Origin of the sequence: Stenotrophomonas sp. 610A2 (assembly GCF_030549615.1) — a bacterium.
GTDB classification, from domain to species: Bacteria; Pseudomonadota; Gammaproteobacteria; order Xanthomonadales; family Xanthomonadaceae; genus Stenotrophomonas; species Stenotrophomonas pigmentata.
This window is the reverse complement of record NZ_CP130832.1, coordinates 233,889-249,769: the sequence shown is the minus strand read 5'-3', so window position 1 is coordinate 249,769 and position 15,881 is coordinate 233,889. Positions and strand designations below refer to the sequence as shown.

12 protein-coding genes are annotated in these 15,881 nt (G+C 64.4%); 6 read left to right on the top strand and 6 right to left on the bottom strand.

Annotated features, from left to right (window positions below; all coding sequences use genetic code 11):
• Window positions 1-259: 259 nt before the first annotated feature.
• From Q5Z11_RS00925 to hemF, 5 genes are all read left to right on the top strand, one after another.
• Window positions 260-2,626 (top strand): S9 family peptidase, encoded by a 2,367-nt coding sequence (locus Q5Z11_RS00925; RefSeq protein WP_303748288.1) that lies wholly within the window; start codon window positions 260-262, stop codon window positions 2,624-2,626.
• Window positions 2,627-2,805: 179 nt separating this feature from the next.
• Window positions 2,806-3,237, top strand: coding sequence for an NUDIX hydrolase (locus tag Q5Z11_RS00920; RefSeq protein ID WP_303748287.1), 432 nt, complete (start codon window positions 2,806-2,808; stop codon window positions 3,235-3,237).
• Between the two features lie 40 nt (window positions 3,238-3,277).
• Window positions 3,278-3,856 (top strand): hypothetical protein, encoded by a 579-nt coding sequence (locus Q5Z11_RS00915; protein WP_303748286.1) that lies wholly within the window; start codon window positions 3,278-3,280, stop codon window positions 3,854-3,856.
• Window positions 3,857-3,872: 16 nt separating this feature from the next.
• Complete coding sequence (locus Q5Z11_RS00910; protein WP_303748285.1) at window positions 3,873-5,429, top strand: hypothetical protein; 1,557 nt, start codon at window positions 3,873-3,875, stop codon at window positions 5,427-5,429.
• A 46-nt stretch (window positions 5,430-5,475) separates the two neighbouring features.
• Window positions 5,476-6,378: an oxygen-dependent coproporphyrinogen oxidase gene (gene hemF / locus Q5Z11_RS00905; RefSeq protein WP_303748284.1), complete on the top strand. Its 903-nt coding sequence runs from the start codon at window positions 5,476-5,478 to the stop codon at window positions 6,376-6,378.
• 196 nt (window positions 6,379-6,574) lie between these two features.
• On the opposite strand, the gene Q5Z11_RS00900 is transcribed toward hemF, so the two are convergent.
• Together Q5Z11_RS00900 and polA are read right to left on the bottom strand one after the other, a co-directional pair.
• A complete protein-coding gene (locus tag Q5Z11_RS00900; protein ID WP_303748283.1) occupies window positions 6,575-7,057 on the bottom strand; it encodes a DUF421 domain-containing protein in 483 nt (160 codons plus the stop codon).
• Window positions 7,058-7,457: 400 nt separating this feature from the next.
• A complete protein-coding gene (polA, locus tag Q5Z11_RS00895) occupies window positions 7,458-10,226 on the bottom strand; it encodes a DNA polymerase I (RefSeq protein WP_303748282.1) in 2,769 nt (922 codons plus the stop codon).
• A 78-nt stretch (window positions 10,227-10,304) separates the two neighbouring features.
• Between polA and Q5Z11_RS00890 the strand changes: the two genes are divergently transcribed.
• Window positions 10,305-10,586: a DUF2782 domain-containing protein gene (locus tag Q5Z11_RS00890; protein ID WP_303748281.1), complete on the top strand. Its 282-nt coding sequence runs from the start codon at window positions 10,305-10,307 to the stop codon at window positions 10,584-10,586.
• 223 nt (window positions 10,587-10,809) lie between these two features.
• Here Q5Z11_RS00890 and Q5Z11_RS00885 read toward each other — a convergent pair whose 3' ends face one another.
• The 4 genes from Q5Z11_RS00885 to Q5Z11_RS00870 all read right to left on the bottom strand — a co-directional run bounded on the left by Q5Z11_RS00885 (window position 10,810) and on the right by Q5Z11_RS00870 (window position 15,881).
• Window positions 10,810-11,259 (bottom strand): universal stress protein, encoded by a 450-nt coding sequence (locus Q5Z11_RS00885; protein ID WP_282270134.1) that lies wholly within the window; start codon window positions 11,257-11,259, stop codon window positions 10,810-10,812.
• Window positions 11,260-11,348: 89 nt separating this feature from the next.
• Window positions 11,349-12,407 carry an RNA 3'-terminal phosphate cyclase gene (gene rtcA, locus Q5Z11_RS00880; protein ID WP_303748280.1) on the bottom strand — a complete coding sequence of 353 codons (1,059 nt, stop codon included), beginning with the start codon at window positions 12,405-12,407 and terminating at the stop codon, window positions 11,349-11,351.
• Between the two features lie 6 nt (window positions 12,408-12,413).
• Window positions 12,414-13,640: an RtcB family protein gene (locus Q5Z11_RS00875; protein ID WP_303748279.1), complete on the bottom strand. Its 1,227-nt coding sequence runs from the start codon at window positions 13,638-13,640 to the stop codon at window positions 12,414-12,416.
• A gap of 693 nt (window positions 13,641-14,333) precedes the next feature.
• Entirely contained in the window at window positions 14,334-15,881 is a 1,548-nt protein-coding gene (locus Q5Z11_RS00870; RefSeq protein ID WP_303748278.1) for a vWA domain-containing protein, read from the bottom strand.

Here is a 15,881-nt window from a genome sequence, read left to right as displayed (position 1 = left end):
TGCGTCAAAAAGTCGCAGCGGCTCCTGCCCCCTGTAGTGCCGAGCCATGCTCGGCAGGGGCCTTACCGGTAAAGCCTCTGCCGAGCATGGCTCGGCACTACGCTTCTTCCCTTTTCCCTGGCTGCGCCAACGGGAGGGCGCAAAACATTGCCGATTCCGGCAGCTCAGCCGCCGAACCCCGCCTCCATGACCTGTGGCCCAGCCCCGCGCAGTTGGTGGCTGCTACCCTTGTTCGGTTCCCTTTCACCGGTGCCGAATGATGCCCAAGCTGCTGCCCCTGTCCCTGCTGTTGTTGACCGCTTTCGGCAACGCCCATGCCGCGCCCACGCCGATCACCATCGAGCAGGCAATGGCCAACCCGGACTGGATCGGGCCGCCGGTGGAATCGGCCTGGTGGTCGTGGAACGGCCAGCAGGTCGAATACACGCTCAAGCGCCAGGGCAGCGCAGTGCGCGACAGTTTCCGCCTGCCGGTGAGTGGCGGCGTCGGCCAGCAGGTCGCCGATGACCAGCGCGGCACCCTCGATGCCGCCGACCGCGTCTATGACAGCAGCCGCCAGCGCATGGCCTTCGTCCGCAATGGCGACGTGTTCGTGCGCGACCTGCGCAACGGCACGCTGACCCAGCTGACCCGCAGCAATGAACGCGCCAGCGGCGTCAATTTCGCCAGCGATGGCGGCGTGATCTGGGAAGTGGGCAACAACTGGTTCCACTGGAATCCGCGCAACAACATCACCAGCCAGGTCGCCCAGCTCAAGGCCGACAAGAACCCGGCCGACGCGCCCAAGGCCGACGTACTGCGCGACCAGCAGATGCGCACCCTGTCCACCCTGCGCACTGATCGCGCCCAGCGCGAAGAGCTGCGCGAGCAGGGCGAGCGTTGGCGCCAGGCCGACCCGACCCGCGCACCGGCACCGATCTTCCTTGGCGCCGATGTCGAGATCGTCGACAGCGCGCTGTCGCCCGATGCCCGCCACCTGATCGTGGTCACCAAGCCCAAGGGTTACGAGGAAGGCCGCGGCGGCAAGATGCCGCTGTACGTCACCGAGTCCGGCTACGAAGAAGCCGAAGACACCCGCACCCGCGTCGGCCGCAACAATCCCGAACCGCATGCGTTCTGGTTGGCCGATGCCGCCACCGGCAAGGTCGAGCCGCTGTCGCTGGACAACCTGCCCGGCATCGCCACCGATCCGCTGGCCGAGCTGCGCCGCAAGGCCGGCAAGGACGCGCTGAAGGGCAACCGTCCGCTCGAATTGATGAGCGACTTCATGGGCGGCGGCATCCGCTGGAATGCCGACGGCAGCCAGGCCGCGCTGATGCTGCGTGCCAACGACAACAAGGACCGCTGGATCGCCACCACCAGCGCAACCAGCGCGCGCCTGGAAAGCCGCCACCGGCTGACTGACGGCGGCTGGATCAACTGGGGCTTCAACGATTACGGCTGGATGCCGGACGGCCGCACCCTGTGGCTGCTGTCCGAGGAATCCGGCTATTCGCACCTGTACACGCAGACCGGTAGCAGCAAGCCCAAGGCCATCACCTCCGGCAACTGGGAAACCTCGGCGCCGGTGGTCAGTGCCGACGGCAACAGCTTCTACTTCGTCTGCAACCAGAAGTGGCCGGGCGATTACGAGGTCTGCAACGTCAACGCCAACGGCGGTGCCGTGCGCGAAGTGACCGCGCTCGATGGTGTTGAAGATTTCAGCCTGTCGCCGGATGGCCAGCAGTTGCTGGTGCGCTATTCCGCGCCGTATCTGCCGGCCCAGGTCGCCGTGCTGCCGGTCAGCGGCGGCGAAGCACGCAAGCTCACCGATACCCGCAGCGCCGAGTTCAAGGCCCGCGAGTGGGTGCAGCCGCAGATGGTGCAGGTGCCGTCCAAGCACGGCGCCGGCCACGTCTGGGCCAAGTACTACGGCCCGGAAAAGCTCGAGCCGGGCAAGCAGTACCCGATCGCCATGTTCGTGCACGGCGCCGGTTACCTGCAGAACGTGCATGCGCGTTATTCCAACTACTTCCGCGAGCAGATGTTCCACAACCTGCTGGTGCAGAAGGGTTACATCGTGCTCGACATGGACTACCGCGGCAGCGAGGGCTATGGCCGCAACTGGCGTACCGCCATCTACCGCAACATGGGCCACCCGGAGCTGGAGGACTATCTGGACGGCCTGGACTGGCTGGTCGAGACCAAGCAGGGTGACCGCGCCCGCGCCGGCATCTACGGCGGCTCGTACGGCGGCTTCATGACCTACATGGCGCTGTTCCGCTCGCCGGGCACCTTCAAGGCCGGTGCCGCACTGCGCCCGGTGGGTGACTGGCACCAGTACAACCACGCTTACACCGCCAACATCCTCAACACCCCGGACATCGATCCGGAGGCCTACCGCATCTCCTCGCCGATCGAATATGCCGAAGGCCTGCAGGACAACCTGCTGATCGCGCACGGCATGATGGATGACAACGTGTTCTTCCAGGACTCGGTCAACATGACGCAGAAGCTGATCGAGCTGCACAAGGACAACTGGTCGATCGCACCCTACCCGCTGGAACGCCACGGCTATACGCGTGCCGATTCCTGGCTGGACCAGTACAAGCGCATCCTCAAGTTGTTCGAGCAGGAACTGAAGTAAGCATCAACAAGGGCGCCGTAAGGCGCCCTTGTTGTTTGAAGACCGCCCCCTCCCTTGCGCAAAGCGCAGGGGAGGGTTGGGGAGGGGTGCTTTTGCTTTTCCCCTTGCCTACGCAGAACCACATCACCACCCAAGCCTCCAGTACCATTCCCACACGGAGCCCTACCCGCTGGAAGCACATGTCAGCCACTGAAAACCCCATCCGCATCGTCACCGCCGTCATCCTCGATCCGCAGCAACGCGTGCTGGTCGTGCGTAAACATGGCTCGGATACCTTCATCCAGCCCGGTGGCAAGCGCGAGCCAGGCGAAGACGCGCTGCAGACCCTGGCACGTGAGCTGCACGAAGAACTCGGCGTACACGTCGACAGCAGCAACGCAGTTGCACTGGGCAGCTTCGAAGACGTCGCCGTCAACGAACCCGGCCGCCGCGTACAAGGCGAATCCTTCCTGGTAAGCATCACCGGCATGCCGCAGGTACAGGCAGAAATTGCCGAACTGGCATGGATCCCGTTGCAGGCACCGCATGGCGTGAAACTGGCACCGCTGAGCGCATTGCATGTACTGCCCGCAGCGTATGCCGCGCTGTTCCCCGCCGCGAAAGCCGACTGACATCGGCAATGGCCCACCCTCAAACGCGCAACGAGCCATTGTGAACCAGCCTCAATTCCCGACCTCTACGGCCACGCCCTCCGCCGCGGCCTCGTTCATCGCAGTTACCGCCAAACTGTCGTTGGTGATGGCGGCGCTGGCTATTGTCTGGAGCCTGCTGCAACTACTGGTGGTAGCACTGATGGGCCGCCTGGACATCATCGCAGCGATGCAGAGCGAGGGTTTGCCGGTGCCGGCCGGTGTGATCTGGCTCGGCAAGCACGCACTCTCGCTCAGCGTGCTCGGCCTGCTGCTCTCGATCGCGTTCCTTGCGGTGTCATGGGCCTTGCTCAGGCACCGCGAATGGGGCCGGATCGGCTTCATCGTCTTCCTGGTGCTGGTGGCGGTGGCCAACTTCGCCTTCCTGCCGCTGATCCACGGCATGTTCGAAAGCATGCAGGCGATGGTGCCTGCAGACTTCCTCAATTCACCACAGGGCCTGGAGATGCGCGTGCAACTGCGTGTCGGCCTGTGGACCTCGCTGATCACCGGCGCCGCCGCCGCACTGGCCCTGGCCGTGCTGCACGGATGGTTGGTGATCAAGCTGCGTCGCCCAGACGTGCGCGCCCTGTTTCGCTGAATCCCCCGGAGTATCCATGTCTGTCCCACGATTTCTGTGCGCCGTTGCCAGCGGCCTGCTGGCGCTGACTGTGCTGCCAGCGGCTGCCGCCACCTTGAGCTGCGGCAGCTATACCGCCGAAGAGGGTTCGGCACGCTTTGTGGTTGAAAGCAGCAGCCAGGCCACGATGCGCTACCAGGGTCTGGCACCCACAAAGTACGTGATCCGCCAGCAGGGCAACACGCTGCACGCCGCCGATGTCTCCAATGGTTTCAGCACCGAGTACAGCCTCAGCCGCGATGGCAAGCGCATCACCGGCAGCCTGGGCGGCTACGTGCTTGATTCAAGCAACAGCTGCAAGACCTCGCCCGCGCCGGCCGCGAACAGCTGCCGTGCCGATATCGACAGCTGCGTCGAGAACGCCCGTACGGCGACGCCGCAGCAGTTGAGCCAGTGGTGCCGGGAAGACCTGCCCTTCGCCTGCGAGCGCCTGCTGTCCAGCTACCGCGTTGAAGCCCAGGACGCACAACAGGCAGCATTGCCTGATCCGGACCTGGAAGAGCCTGCAGTCTGCAAGGAGGGCAATCCGCAGTACAACGAAGCCGCCTGTCTGGCAGCGGCCAAGGAAGTGCTCGGCATCGCCATGGCCAAGGCGCTGGCCGGCGCCTTGAGCAGCAGCACGGTGATCCTGCCCGAGCCACGCTTGAACGAGCTGCTGCAGCTGTGCCGCAGCCATCCGGACGCAGGCTTCTGCGGCAAGGTTGCCGACGCGCATTGGGATGCTTCGCGTTACTTCCCCGCACGGGAAGCCCTGCAGCTGGCCTGCAAGTCCGGCGCCGATGAAATCACCTGCCAACGTGCCCAAAGCCTGGCCGCACTGAGCGCCGCCGATCTGGATGCAGAGCAGGCCAGCGCCCTGCCCTGCGGCGACTACAAGGCCAGCACCGGGCTGATGGACGAACTGGGTTTCGGCAACGATGGCCTGGTCACTGTAGGCATGGGCAGTGAGATGCGCGCACGTCTGCAGGATGGTGCCATCCATATCCGCCACGACAAGGGCGGCGACTTCGTGCTCAAGCCGCTGCGCAATGGTGGCCTGCTTGGCGTCGACGAATGGAATCGCTACGCCGTCTACCAGCGCACCGGCGGCAGCACGCAATGCAGCGCGCCGAAGGTATTCGTCGAACTGCCGCTGCCGCAGGACTGCCCGTTGGGCAGCGACCCGCAGGCCTGCTGCGACAGCGGCAAGCTGCAGGGCTGCAACACGCTCGGCCACCGCAATGCGCTGGCCGGCGACTGGCAGGCCGCCGCCCCGGCTTACCAGAAGCTGTGCCAGGCCGGCGTCCGCGTTGGCTGCGAGAACCTGCGCAGCGTCTACGAGAACACCGCCGACGAAGATATTCCCGGCAAGCTGCTGTCCATCGGCAAGCGCGACGGCAAGGGCACCCATGTGGCCTGCGATGTCTACGAGACCACCAACTGGGCAATGGCCGGCCTGGGCGCACAGCTGATGCGTGCCGCCGGAGACCTCGACAACGAAGACGAAGCCGAAGCACCGGCGGCCCCCAGCAAGGGCAAGTCGCTGCGCAAATAAGCACCAAGGCGCAGGCCGCGGCAGCGGCCTGCGCTACAGTACGCGCATGAACGAATTCGACCGCGTACGCGATTATCTGACCGGCCTGCAGGACCGCATCTGCGCCGCCATCGAGCAGGCCGACGGCCAGGCCCGTTTCATCGAAGACCGCTGGCAGCGCGCCGAGGGCGGCGGTGGCCGCACCCGCATCCTGCGCGATGGCGCGGTGTTCGAGCAGGCCGGCATCGGCTTCTCCGACGTCGCCGGCACCCGCCTGCCCCCTTCCGCCTCCGCCAACCGCCCGGAGCTCACAGGCGCGTCCTGGCGCGCCTGTGGCGTGTCGCTGGTGTTCCACCCCAGCAACCCCTACCTGCCGACCACGCACGCCAACGTGCGCTACTTCCAGGCCGAACTGGACGGCAAGACGGTGGCTGCCTGGTTCGGCGGTGGCTTCGACCTGACCCCCTTCTATCCCTTCGACGAAGACGTGCAGCACTGGCACACGGTTGCCCGCGAGCTATGCGCGCCTTACGGAGAAGAGCGCTACGCCGCGCACAAGCGCTGGTGCGATGAATATTTCTTCCTCAAGCACCGCAATGAAACGCGCGGCGTGGGCGGCCTGTTCTTCGACGACCTGCACGCTGACTTCGAAACCGACTTCGCCTACCTGCAGGCGGTTGGTGACGGCTTCCTCGATGCCTACCTGCCCATCGTCGAACGCCGCAAGGACACGCCGTATGGCGAACGCGAGCGCGAGTTCCAGCTGTACCGCCGCGGCCGCTACGTCGAGTTCAACCTGGTCTACGACCGCGGCACCCTGTTCGGCCTGCAGAGCGGCGGCCGCAGCGAGAGCATCCTGATGAGCCTGCCACCGCGCGTGCGCTGGGAGTACGGCTACAGCCCCGACACCGGCAGCGACGAAGCACGCCTGGCCGAATACCTGGTCCCGCGCGATTGGCTGGACGCCTGACCTGTAGTGCCGAGCCATGCTCGGCAAGGGGCTTTACCTGAGACCCGACAGATTTGTGGGAGCGGCGTAAGCCGCGAAACCGACAGCAATGAAGCTGCAGCAAAGCCTGCAATCGGATCGACCACGAGTTTCGCGGTTTACGCCGCTCCCACAAGTTTGGTTTCCTGGTAACGCCTCTGCCGAGCATGGCTCGGCACTACATCTTGTCTTTCTTGAGAATGATGGTGATGTGGCCGTTGGTTTCCAGCAGCGCCAGATCTACTTCATCGACCTGATCGCAACCTGCATCGCGCATCGCCTTGGCGAAATCCGCCTTGCTGACCAGCTCGCGCTGCAACACTTTCTGCAGCACATGGCCATGGCGTGCCAACACCACCGGCTCGCCCTCGATCACCTGTTCCATCAACGCGCTGCGGGTGGTGATCCAGCCTACGATGTAGTTCAGCGCGATCAACGTGGCTGCCAGCAACAGGCCACCACCCAACGAGGTGTCCGGCCCCAGCAAGGCGTTCTGCACGGCATTGCCCAACAGCACCAGCAACAACATGTCGAACGGGGTGAACTGCCCCAACGTGCGCTTGCCCGCAACCCGCACCATCACCAGCACCACGACATAGACAATCACCGCGCGCAGGATGAACTCCCACCACGGCATCGCCAGTGCGAACAGGTCGGACATGATTCCCCTCCACCACTCGATGGCGCCATCGTCGGCCAACGCGGATAAAGATGGTGCGAGAAACTCGCCGGCAACAAGCGCGGCGGAAATAGTTTCATTTGCTACAAAAAAGAAGCCCCGCCGACCAGGGGGGGGTCGACGGGGCCGGGGAGCGGGCATTTGGGGAGGAATCCCCGCTCCGAGATCTGCTCCAGGGGATGGGAGAGATCCGCGACAGACGTTGCGTCTGTCGCGGACTATATGAGCATTCCCAACCTTGATGGATCGTGAAGATTCTGTCGCTCTTTCAAAAGAATTAAGGACAGATTCATCAGCTCAATATCGCTGGCATTTATTAAATGCGATGTAACGCGACGCATTGTCTCATTTACTAATACTTTCTGGTTAAGAAAATAGAAATTCAGTGTGCCTGATCCCAGTTTTCCCCGATTCCGGTGTCAACTACCAGCGGCACACGCAGACTCGCGGCGGATGCCATGCGTTGCTCGACTTCGGCACGCAAGGTGTCAATGAATGCGTCATCTGCCTCGAACACCAGTTCATCGTGCACCTGCAGGATCATCCTGGCCTTGTCGCTATGCTCCTGCAGCCACGCGTCCACGCTGACCATCGCGCGCTTGATGATGTCCGCCGCGGTGCCCTGCATCGGTGCATTGATGGCGGCACGCTCGGCGCCGGCACGCAGGCCCTGGTTGCGGGCGTTGATGTCGTTCAAGTACAGGCGACGACCGAACAGGGTTTCCACATAGCCCTGCTCGCGCGCCTGCACGCGCATGCGCTCCATGAAGTCACGCACCGCCGGATAGCGGCTGAAATACAGCGCCACGTAATCCTGCGCCTGGCCGCGATCAATGCCCAGGTTCTTGGCCAGGCCAAACGCGCTCATGCCGTACATCAGGCCGAAATTGATCGCCTTGGCTGCGCGGCGTTCGTTCGGCGTCACCTCGTCCAGCGCGCGCCCGAATACTTCGGCAGCAGTGGCTCGGTGCACATCGGCGCCCTGTTCGAACGCACGCACCAGACCCGGGTCTTCCGACAGGTGGGCCATGATCCGCAGCTCGATCTGCGAGTAATCGCAGGCCATCAGCTTGCGCCCCGGCGGTGCGACAAAAGCCTGGCGGATGCGACGGCCATCCTCGGTACGCACTGGGATGTTCTGCAGGTTGGGATCAGAAGATGACAAGCGTCCGGTCGCTGCACCCGACTGGTGATAGCTGGTGTGCACGCGGCCGGTATCCGGGTTGACCATCTCCGGCAGCTTGTCGGTATAGGTGCTGCGCAGCTTGGTCAGGCCGCGGTATTCGAGGATGACGCGCGGCAACTCGTGCTGCTCGGCAATCGCCTCCAGCGCTTCTTCGTTGGTGCTGGGCTGGCCCTTGGGCGTTTTCACCAGCGCGGGCAAACCAAGCTCGTCGAACAACACCGCCTGCAGCTGCTTGGGCGAATCCAGGTTGAAAGTGTGGCCAGCCAGCTCGGTGGCCTTCTGCTGCGCGGCCAGCATGCGTGCGGACAGATCATTGCTCTGCCGTTTCAGTTCGGCCGCATCGATGCGGACGCCATTGGCTTCGATGCGCGCAAGCACCGGCACCAGCGGCATTTCGATATCGCGGTACACGCTCTGCAGCGATGGCACCGCTGCCAGCTGCGGGCCCAGAACGCGATGCAGGCGCAAGGTGATATCGGCGTCTTCGGCGGCGTAGGCACCGGCCTCGTCGATGCCTACCTGGGCGAAGGAGATCTGCTTGGCACCCTTGCCGGCCACGTCCTCGAACTTGGTGGTGGTGTAACCGAGGTAGCGCTGCGCCAGCGAGTCCATGTCATGGCGGGTCGCCGTGGAATTGAGCACGAAGCTTTCCAGCATGGTGTCATCGGCATAGCCCTGCACCTCGATGCCGTGGCGGCGCAGCACATGGATGTCGTACTTGCCGTGCTGACCGAGCTTTTTCTTGCCGGCGTCTTCCAGCAGCGGCTTGAGCGCATCCAGCACCTGCTGCATCGGCAGCTGTGCCGGCGCACCCGGATAGATGTGGCCTACCGGGATATAGGCGCCCTTGCCGACCTCTACCGCCAGACTGATGCCGACCAGGTTGGCGCGCATTGCATCCAGCGCATCGGTTTCGGTATCGAAGGCGAATTCGTCGGCGGCCTGCAGGCGTTCCACCCAGGCCTGCAACTGCTCACTGGTGAATACCGTTTCGTATTCGCCCTTGGCCGCCATCGCCGGATCCAAACCAGCAACCGGCTCACTGTCGGCGGCCTTGGCATAGCCGGCGGCGGTGCCGCGCAGGCTGGGCTTGCTGTCGGCAGCGACGTCTGGTGCGGCCACACCGCCCAGCTCGCGCAGCGCCTGGGTGAAGCCGTAGCGCGCGTACAGGCCACGCAGCGACTCCACGTCCTGCTCGCGCAGCTGCAGGTCGCGCGGTCCCTGTTCCAGCGGCACGTCGGTGCGGATGGTGACCAGATCGCGGTTCAAGGGCAGGCGCGGAAGTGCGGCGCGCAGGTTCTCACCGATCTTGCCCTTCATGCCCGGGGCGGCAGCAATCACGCCGTCCAGATCGTTGTACTCGGCCAGCCACTTGGCAGCGGTCTTGGGGCCGCATTTCTCCACGCCCGGAACGTTGTCGACGGTGTCGCCCATCAGCGCGAGGTAATCGATGATCTGATCGGCGCGCACGCCGAACTTGTCGATCACCGCCGCGTCCGAATCGGTACGGCTGCCGGTCATGGTGTTGACCAGCACCACGCCAGGGCGCACCAGCTGGGCGAAATCCTTGTCGCCGGTGGAGATGGTGACTTCCAGTCCATCCGCGGCAGCGGCCAGCGCCAGCGTGCCGATCACGTCATCAGCTTCGACGCCGTCTACGCGCAGGATGTCGATACCCAGCGCCTGCACGATGTCGCACATCGGCTGCACCTGCGAACGCAGGTCATCGGGCATCGGCGGGCGATTGGCCTTGTAGTCGGCATACATGTCGTCGCGGAAGGTCTTGCCCGGCGCATCGACCACGAAGGCGACGTACTCGGGCTTCTCTTTCAGCGTGGAGCGCAGCATGTTGACCACGCCGAACAGCGCGCCGGTCGGCTCGCCATTGGCATTGGTCAGTGGCGGGAGCGCGTGGAACGCGCGGTACAGGTAACTGGAACCGTCTATAAGGACTAATCTGCTCATGCGCTGATTCTACGCGGCGGACCGTTGCTGCATGTGGACAGGCATAATCGAACCATTCCCACCGAAGGAAGCGACCCCATGAAATCCCTGCTGCTGATTCCCCTGCTGGCCCTGGCCGGCTGCGCCTCCCTCGGCGGCGGCGCGCCTCCGGTAGATGTCAAAGGTGCGGATATCACGCGCAAGTCGATGGACAACGGCGACACCATCGAGGAATACCGGGTCGGCGGCACCCTGCGCATGGTCAAGGTGACCCCGTCGCGCGGCGCACCGTTCTACATGTACGACCGCGACGGCGACGGCCGCATGGACAGCGACAAGGACGGCACCAAGCCGGTGTACTGGAAGCTGTATAGCTGGTGATCCGGGCTCCCTCCCTTGCGTGCGCAGCACGGAGGGGAGGGTTGGGGAGGGGTGCTTTTGGCAGCCAAGCGTGAATGGCAGCCGGCCCTTTAACCTGCTCCGACAAAGCCCTCGCTTGAGGGCTTTGCTGATTCTGGCTTCTGGTTTCTTTGGGGGCACAGCAACAAGCCCCCCTCCCCAACCCTCCCCTCTGCCTGCGGCAAAAGGGAGGGAGCTCAAGGCCTCAGCGGATCACCAGCACCGGTACCGTGCTGCGGGCCAGCACTTCGGAGGTCTGGCTGCCCAGCAGTACCCGGGTGACGCCACGGCGACCATGCGAGGTCATCACCACCAGGTCGCTGTTGCAGGCCTTGGCGGTGTCGATGATGCCGTCGGCGGCGTAGCGGTCCAGCACGTGGTGGGTCTGCACATCGGCCACATCGGCCGCGTGTGCGGCTGCCAGCGCCGGCTGCAGGATCTTCTGCGCGGCTTCCTCGCGGTCCTTCTTGTACTCCGGGCTGGCCTCGTAACCGGCACTCCAGCCCATGGCGTCATACATGCCCACCGCCCACGGCTCGGAAACCGTGACGATGTCGGCATGCGCGCCCAGCTGGGCGGCCAGCTCCAAGCCTTTGGCCAGGCCCTTGGCGGAAAGCTCGGAACCGTCGGTGGCGATCAGGATGCGCTTGTACATGGCAGTTCTCCTTGCAGGAAAGGGTGGTGGTGACACCATTGCACACCCGATGTTGCCCCCATGCCTTGCGCAAGATCAAACCGGGCCGATCAGGCGCTGACCCATACCTCCCAGTGTGGTCCGCGCTGCTGCCAGTCGAATTCCACCGGCAGGAACTTCTCGATCAGCCGCGCATTGCTGCGCAGGTGGTCGCTGAGCGTGCCGGTGGTGAAGCGGCCGCCGCCGGCCAGTGCCATCGGCAACAGCAACTGGTCGGACAGGTGCTCGCCCACGCAGGCACCGCCATCCAGGTAGGCCTGAACGGTATCGGCCAGCCGCCCGGCCACGCCTTCTGCAGCCAGCCCGCGCTCGCCATGGCTGTCGAAATGTTCCACGTGCTGGTCATGGCACACCGTCATCGACACCACATTGCCCGGGCCCAAGGCCGGCCGCACCACCTGCACATGGCGCGGATGGGCGTCCACACCGAAGCGCTTTGCCAGCACATCCAGCTCACGCTGGCCGATGGCGGCGGGCAGGCCCGATACCAGCACCTGCGCTTCCAGCGCCTGCAAGGGCCCGCGCACACTGAATTCCTGTGCTTGCAGTTGCGGGCACGGTTGCACCATGGCCTCGAGCACACCGCCACCGGCCGGATGGAAGCCCGGTACATGCAGCTGCAAGTCGGCCTGCACGCCCATGCGCGCCAGTGCCGGCAGATAGCAGCTGCTGATGAAGTCGGCACTCGGTGCCATCGGGTTGTGCGTACCGCCTTCCAGGCGCACACGTGATGCCGCGGAGGCTTGCCATAGCGCGGGCAGCACTGTCTGCAGCACCAACGTCGCCGAGCCAGCGCTGCCGATGGCGAAGTGGTAGTCGCCAGCCTGCACGATGCCAGGCACGAAACGCAGCGTGGTCGCGCCCAGGGCTGCGCCTTCCACCTGTGCATTGCTGATCCGCGCCGCAGCGTTGACCGCGGTCAAATGCTGGCGCATCAAGCCGGGCCGTGAGCGCTTGGCACGGATGTCCTGCATGGCAAAGCCAATCCCGGTGCACAGGCTCAAACTCAACGCAGAGCGCAGCAACTGCCCGCCGCCCTGGCTTCCATCTATCTCGATCATTTCCATTGTCTTGCCTTCCTGTGGCGCCCCACCGCAGTGGAGCGCCATCTTGCCTTATCCCTTCACACATACCACCTGACGCAGGGTATGCATGATCTCAACCAGATCGCGCTGCGCCTCCATCACCGCCTCGATCGGCTTGTAGGCGGCCGGTGACTCATCCACCACCTCGGCGTCCTTGCGGCACTCCACATGCGCGGTGGCCTTGATGTGGTCATCCACGCTGATCAGCTTGCGCGCCTTGGTGCGGCTCATCACGCGGCCGGCACCGTGGCTGCAGCTGTGGAAGCTGTCCTCGTTGCCCAGCCCGCGCACGATGAAGCTCTTGGCGCCCATGCTGCCCGGAATGATGCCCATCTCGCCCTTGCGCGCACTCACTGCGCCCTTGCGTGTCACCAGCACATCCTTGCCGAAGTGGTGCTCGCGGTTGACGTAGTTGTGGTGGCAGTTGACCGCCTCGGCCTGCGCCTCGAACGGCTTGCTGATCACCGTACGTGCGGCGGCCACGACGTTGCGCATCATCACCTCACGGTTGATGCGGGCGAAACGCTGTGCCCAATCCACCGCGAACACGTAGTCGCCGTAATGCGCGCTGCCTTCCGGCAGGTATGCCAGGTCCTGGTCGGGCAGGTTGATCATCCAGCGACGCATTTCCTGCTTGGCCAGCTCGATGAAGTAGGTGCCGATGGCATTGCCGACGCCACGCGAACCGGAGTGCAGCATGAACCACACGCGCTGCTCTTCATCCAGGCACACCTCGACGAAGTGGTTGCCGGTACCCAGCGTTCCCAGATGCTTGAGGTTGTTGGTGTTCTTCAGCTTGGGGTGGCGCTCGCAGATCAGGGCGAAGTCAGCAGCAAGCTGCGACCAGCCTTCCACCGCCAGCTCCGGCGCGGTGTCCCAGCTGCCCTTGTCGCGGCCGCCACGGGTCACGCTGCGGCCATGTGGCACTGCGCGTTCGATCGCGCTGCGCAGGGCCGACAGATTGTCCGGCAGGTCGCTGGCGGTCAGCGTTGTGCGGGTGGCGATCATGCCGCAGCCGATATCCACGCCAACCGCAGCCGGAATGATGGCGCCGATGGTCGGTACCACCGAGCCCACGGTTGCGCCCTTGCCAAGGTGCACGTCGGGCATCACCGCAACCCACTGATGGATGAAGGGCAGGCGCGCGATGTTCTTCAGCTGCTCACGGGCCTCGTCTTCCAAGGGCACGCCGCGCGTCCACAGCTTGATCGGTGCCGCACCATGCTCCTGGATCACGTTGTAATTGGTGTCGTTCATTGATGGCTTTCCTGTCATCTTCAAATCAAAGGTGCGGTGACAAAGGGGGTGGAACTGTCCGCAATGCCAGAACAGGTCTGGCAAGGCGGCCGGGACTTGAACCCGACCCCGAAGGGCTTCCAATGTAGTTCCACCTGCATTCACCGCATGAAACATCTACGAAAGGTGCCGGCGTGCACGACGAGGTTTGAAGGAACATCCTGCTCTACCTGACTGAGCTACCGCTGCGTTTCCACAACGGGCGGGATTCGAACCCGCGACCCGGAGCTTAAGAGGCTGTAGTTCCTTCGGCATTCGTGCATGCCGACGTTGATGCGCTTTCATGCCGAAGCACGAAGTAATATGAAAAGGTGCCGGCAAGTACGACAAGAATGATGGAACGTTTCACCGCTGTGCCACGAGGGCAAGGCGGCGATCCTGCTCTATCCACTGAGCTACCGATGCATTGCGGCATCGGGCGGGAATCGAACCCGCGACCTGGAGCGTGAAAGGCTGTAGTTCCATCGGCATTCGCACATGCCGACATTGAGGGGTGGGAGCAGACGGCAAGGGTTGGACTGACTCTCCGGATTCGAACCGGAATGAACAACCAATGTAGTCAGGCCGGCATCCGCCTTCTCCCATGAAATAGTCTCCAGGCCCGGCCGGCCCCATTGCCGGCCGGGCATCACATCGGCGACATCCGTATCGCCCTTACAAATCCATTGCCGCGATCCGCTCCACCCAGCGCGGGCGCTGTGCCGGCGGCAGGCTGGCATTGGCCAGCAACTCGAACACCGCATCGCTGAAGCCGCCGATATGCAGCACGTCCTCGCGCTCTACCGTCTGGCTGCTGGCCACCGGTTGCAGATCGATGCAGACCAGCTGCGCCTGCGGGCAACGCGCCTTCAGCGCGGCCCACTCACGCATGGTTGCGGTCTCTTGGCGGCCGCGGGTGTCACGCCAGCTTTCGTTGTCCGACACCAGCACCAGCAGATCCACCTGCGCCCGCTTGCGGTTGAGGTAGGCCAGCGGTGCGCTTACCGAGGTACCGCCACCATTGATCGCCAACTGCCGTGCCAAGGTCATCACACTGTCACGCGGGTTCAACTGCTGCGGACGCACCTCGGTATCGAACGGCAGCACCTGCGCCTGCGGGTGACCGCGGAGCACGCAGGCCGCGATCAGGGCCGCCACGTCGACGCAACGCGCCGCCGAGCTTGCCCCCTTGCGATAGCCGGTCACCGGCCACTGCATCGAACCGGAGACGTCCACCGCCACAACTACGTTGCCCTGCAATGCCGGCACCGAAGCGGTCGCCACTTCCATCGCGTCCTGCAGCGCGTCCAGGATCGGACGCGGCAGTGCCGCACCGGCGTGGTAAGCCATCAGCAGCTGGTAAGGCAGCACCCGCGAGCGGGCGATCTGCTGCGGGTCACGCAGCTTCGCAGCCACTTCTGCAACCATGGATTCGTCCTCGAACACACCGTGACGGGCAAAGGTGTTCAAGTTCATCCGCAGCTGCTGCCAGCTCGAGTTGCGTGCCAGTACCGACCACTGCGTCGCAACCAATGCCAGCGCGCTGTAGTACTGGAACGGCAGGTCCGGCAGCATCCCGCGCGGATCGCGCTTGAACGCCTCGTAGGCACGCAGCTCTGCCGGCAGCAAGGTTTCGTCGTAGGGCCGCCCGATCACCCAGGCATACAGCGCCTCACGCGCGGCATCCTGCGGCTTGGGATGGACCATGCGGATCACATCGGCCAGCGACGGCTGGTTGCCGATCGCAGCACGGATGATCGCCTTCGGCGAGGCCTGCTCCAGCCACTGCCGCAGCAGGCGCTTCGGCAACGAGCCCAGCGAACGGCGACCCACCCGACCGCTACGCATGATCTGCACGAAGGTGCGCAGCATGCGGCCGTTGTCGATCACATGCGGGAAGGCTGCGGCAAAGGCCTCGCCATCACGCACGCTCAGCATTGCCAACAGCAGCGCCGGCACGTCCTTCATATGCGCCACGCCGTGGGCATAGGCGGCGGTGCGGGCAATGAAGCCGGCATCGACCTCGTTGCACAGCGCCTGCACCTGCTCCAGTTGCGCATCGGCGCTGGCGTAGAAGGTGCTGTTCAAGCAACCGGTGGCGGCGAACAGAGCCAAGGCCGCACGCGGGTCACGGGCATAGGCCGATCCACCGGCTTCGTTGCGGACCGTGGCCTTCGGCAGCAGGGCGCCGCGGAAGGAAGCGAACAGGTTTGCGTTGGCCAT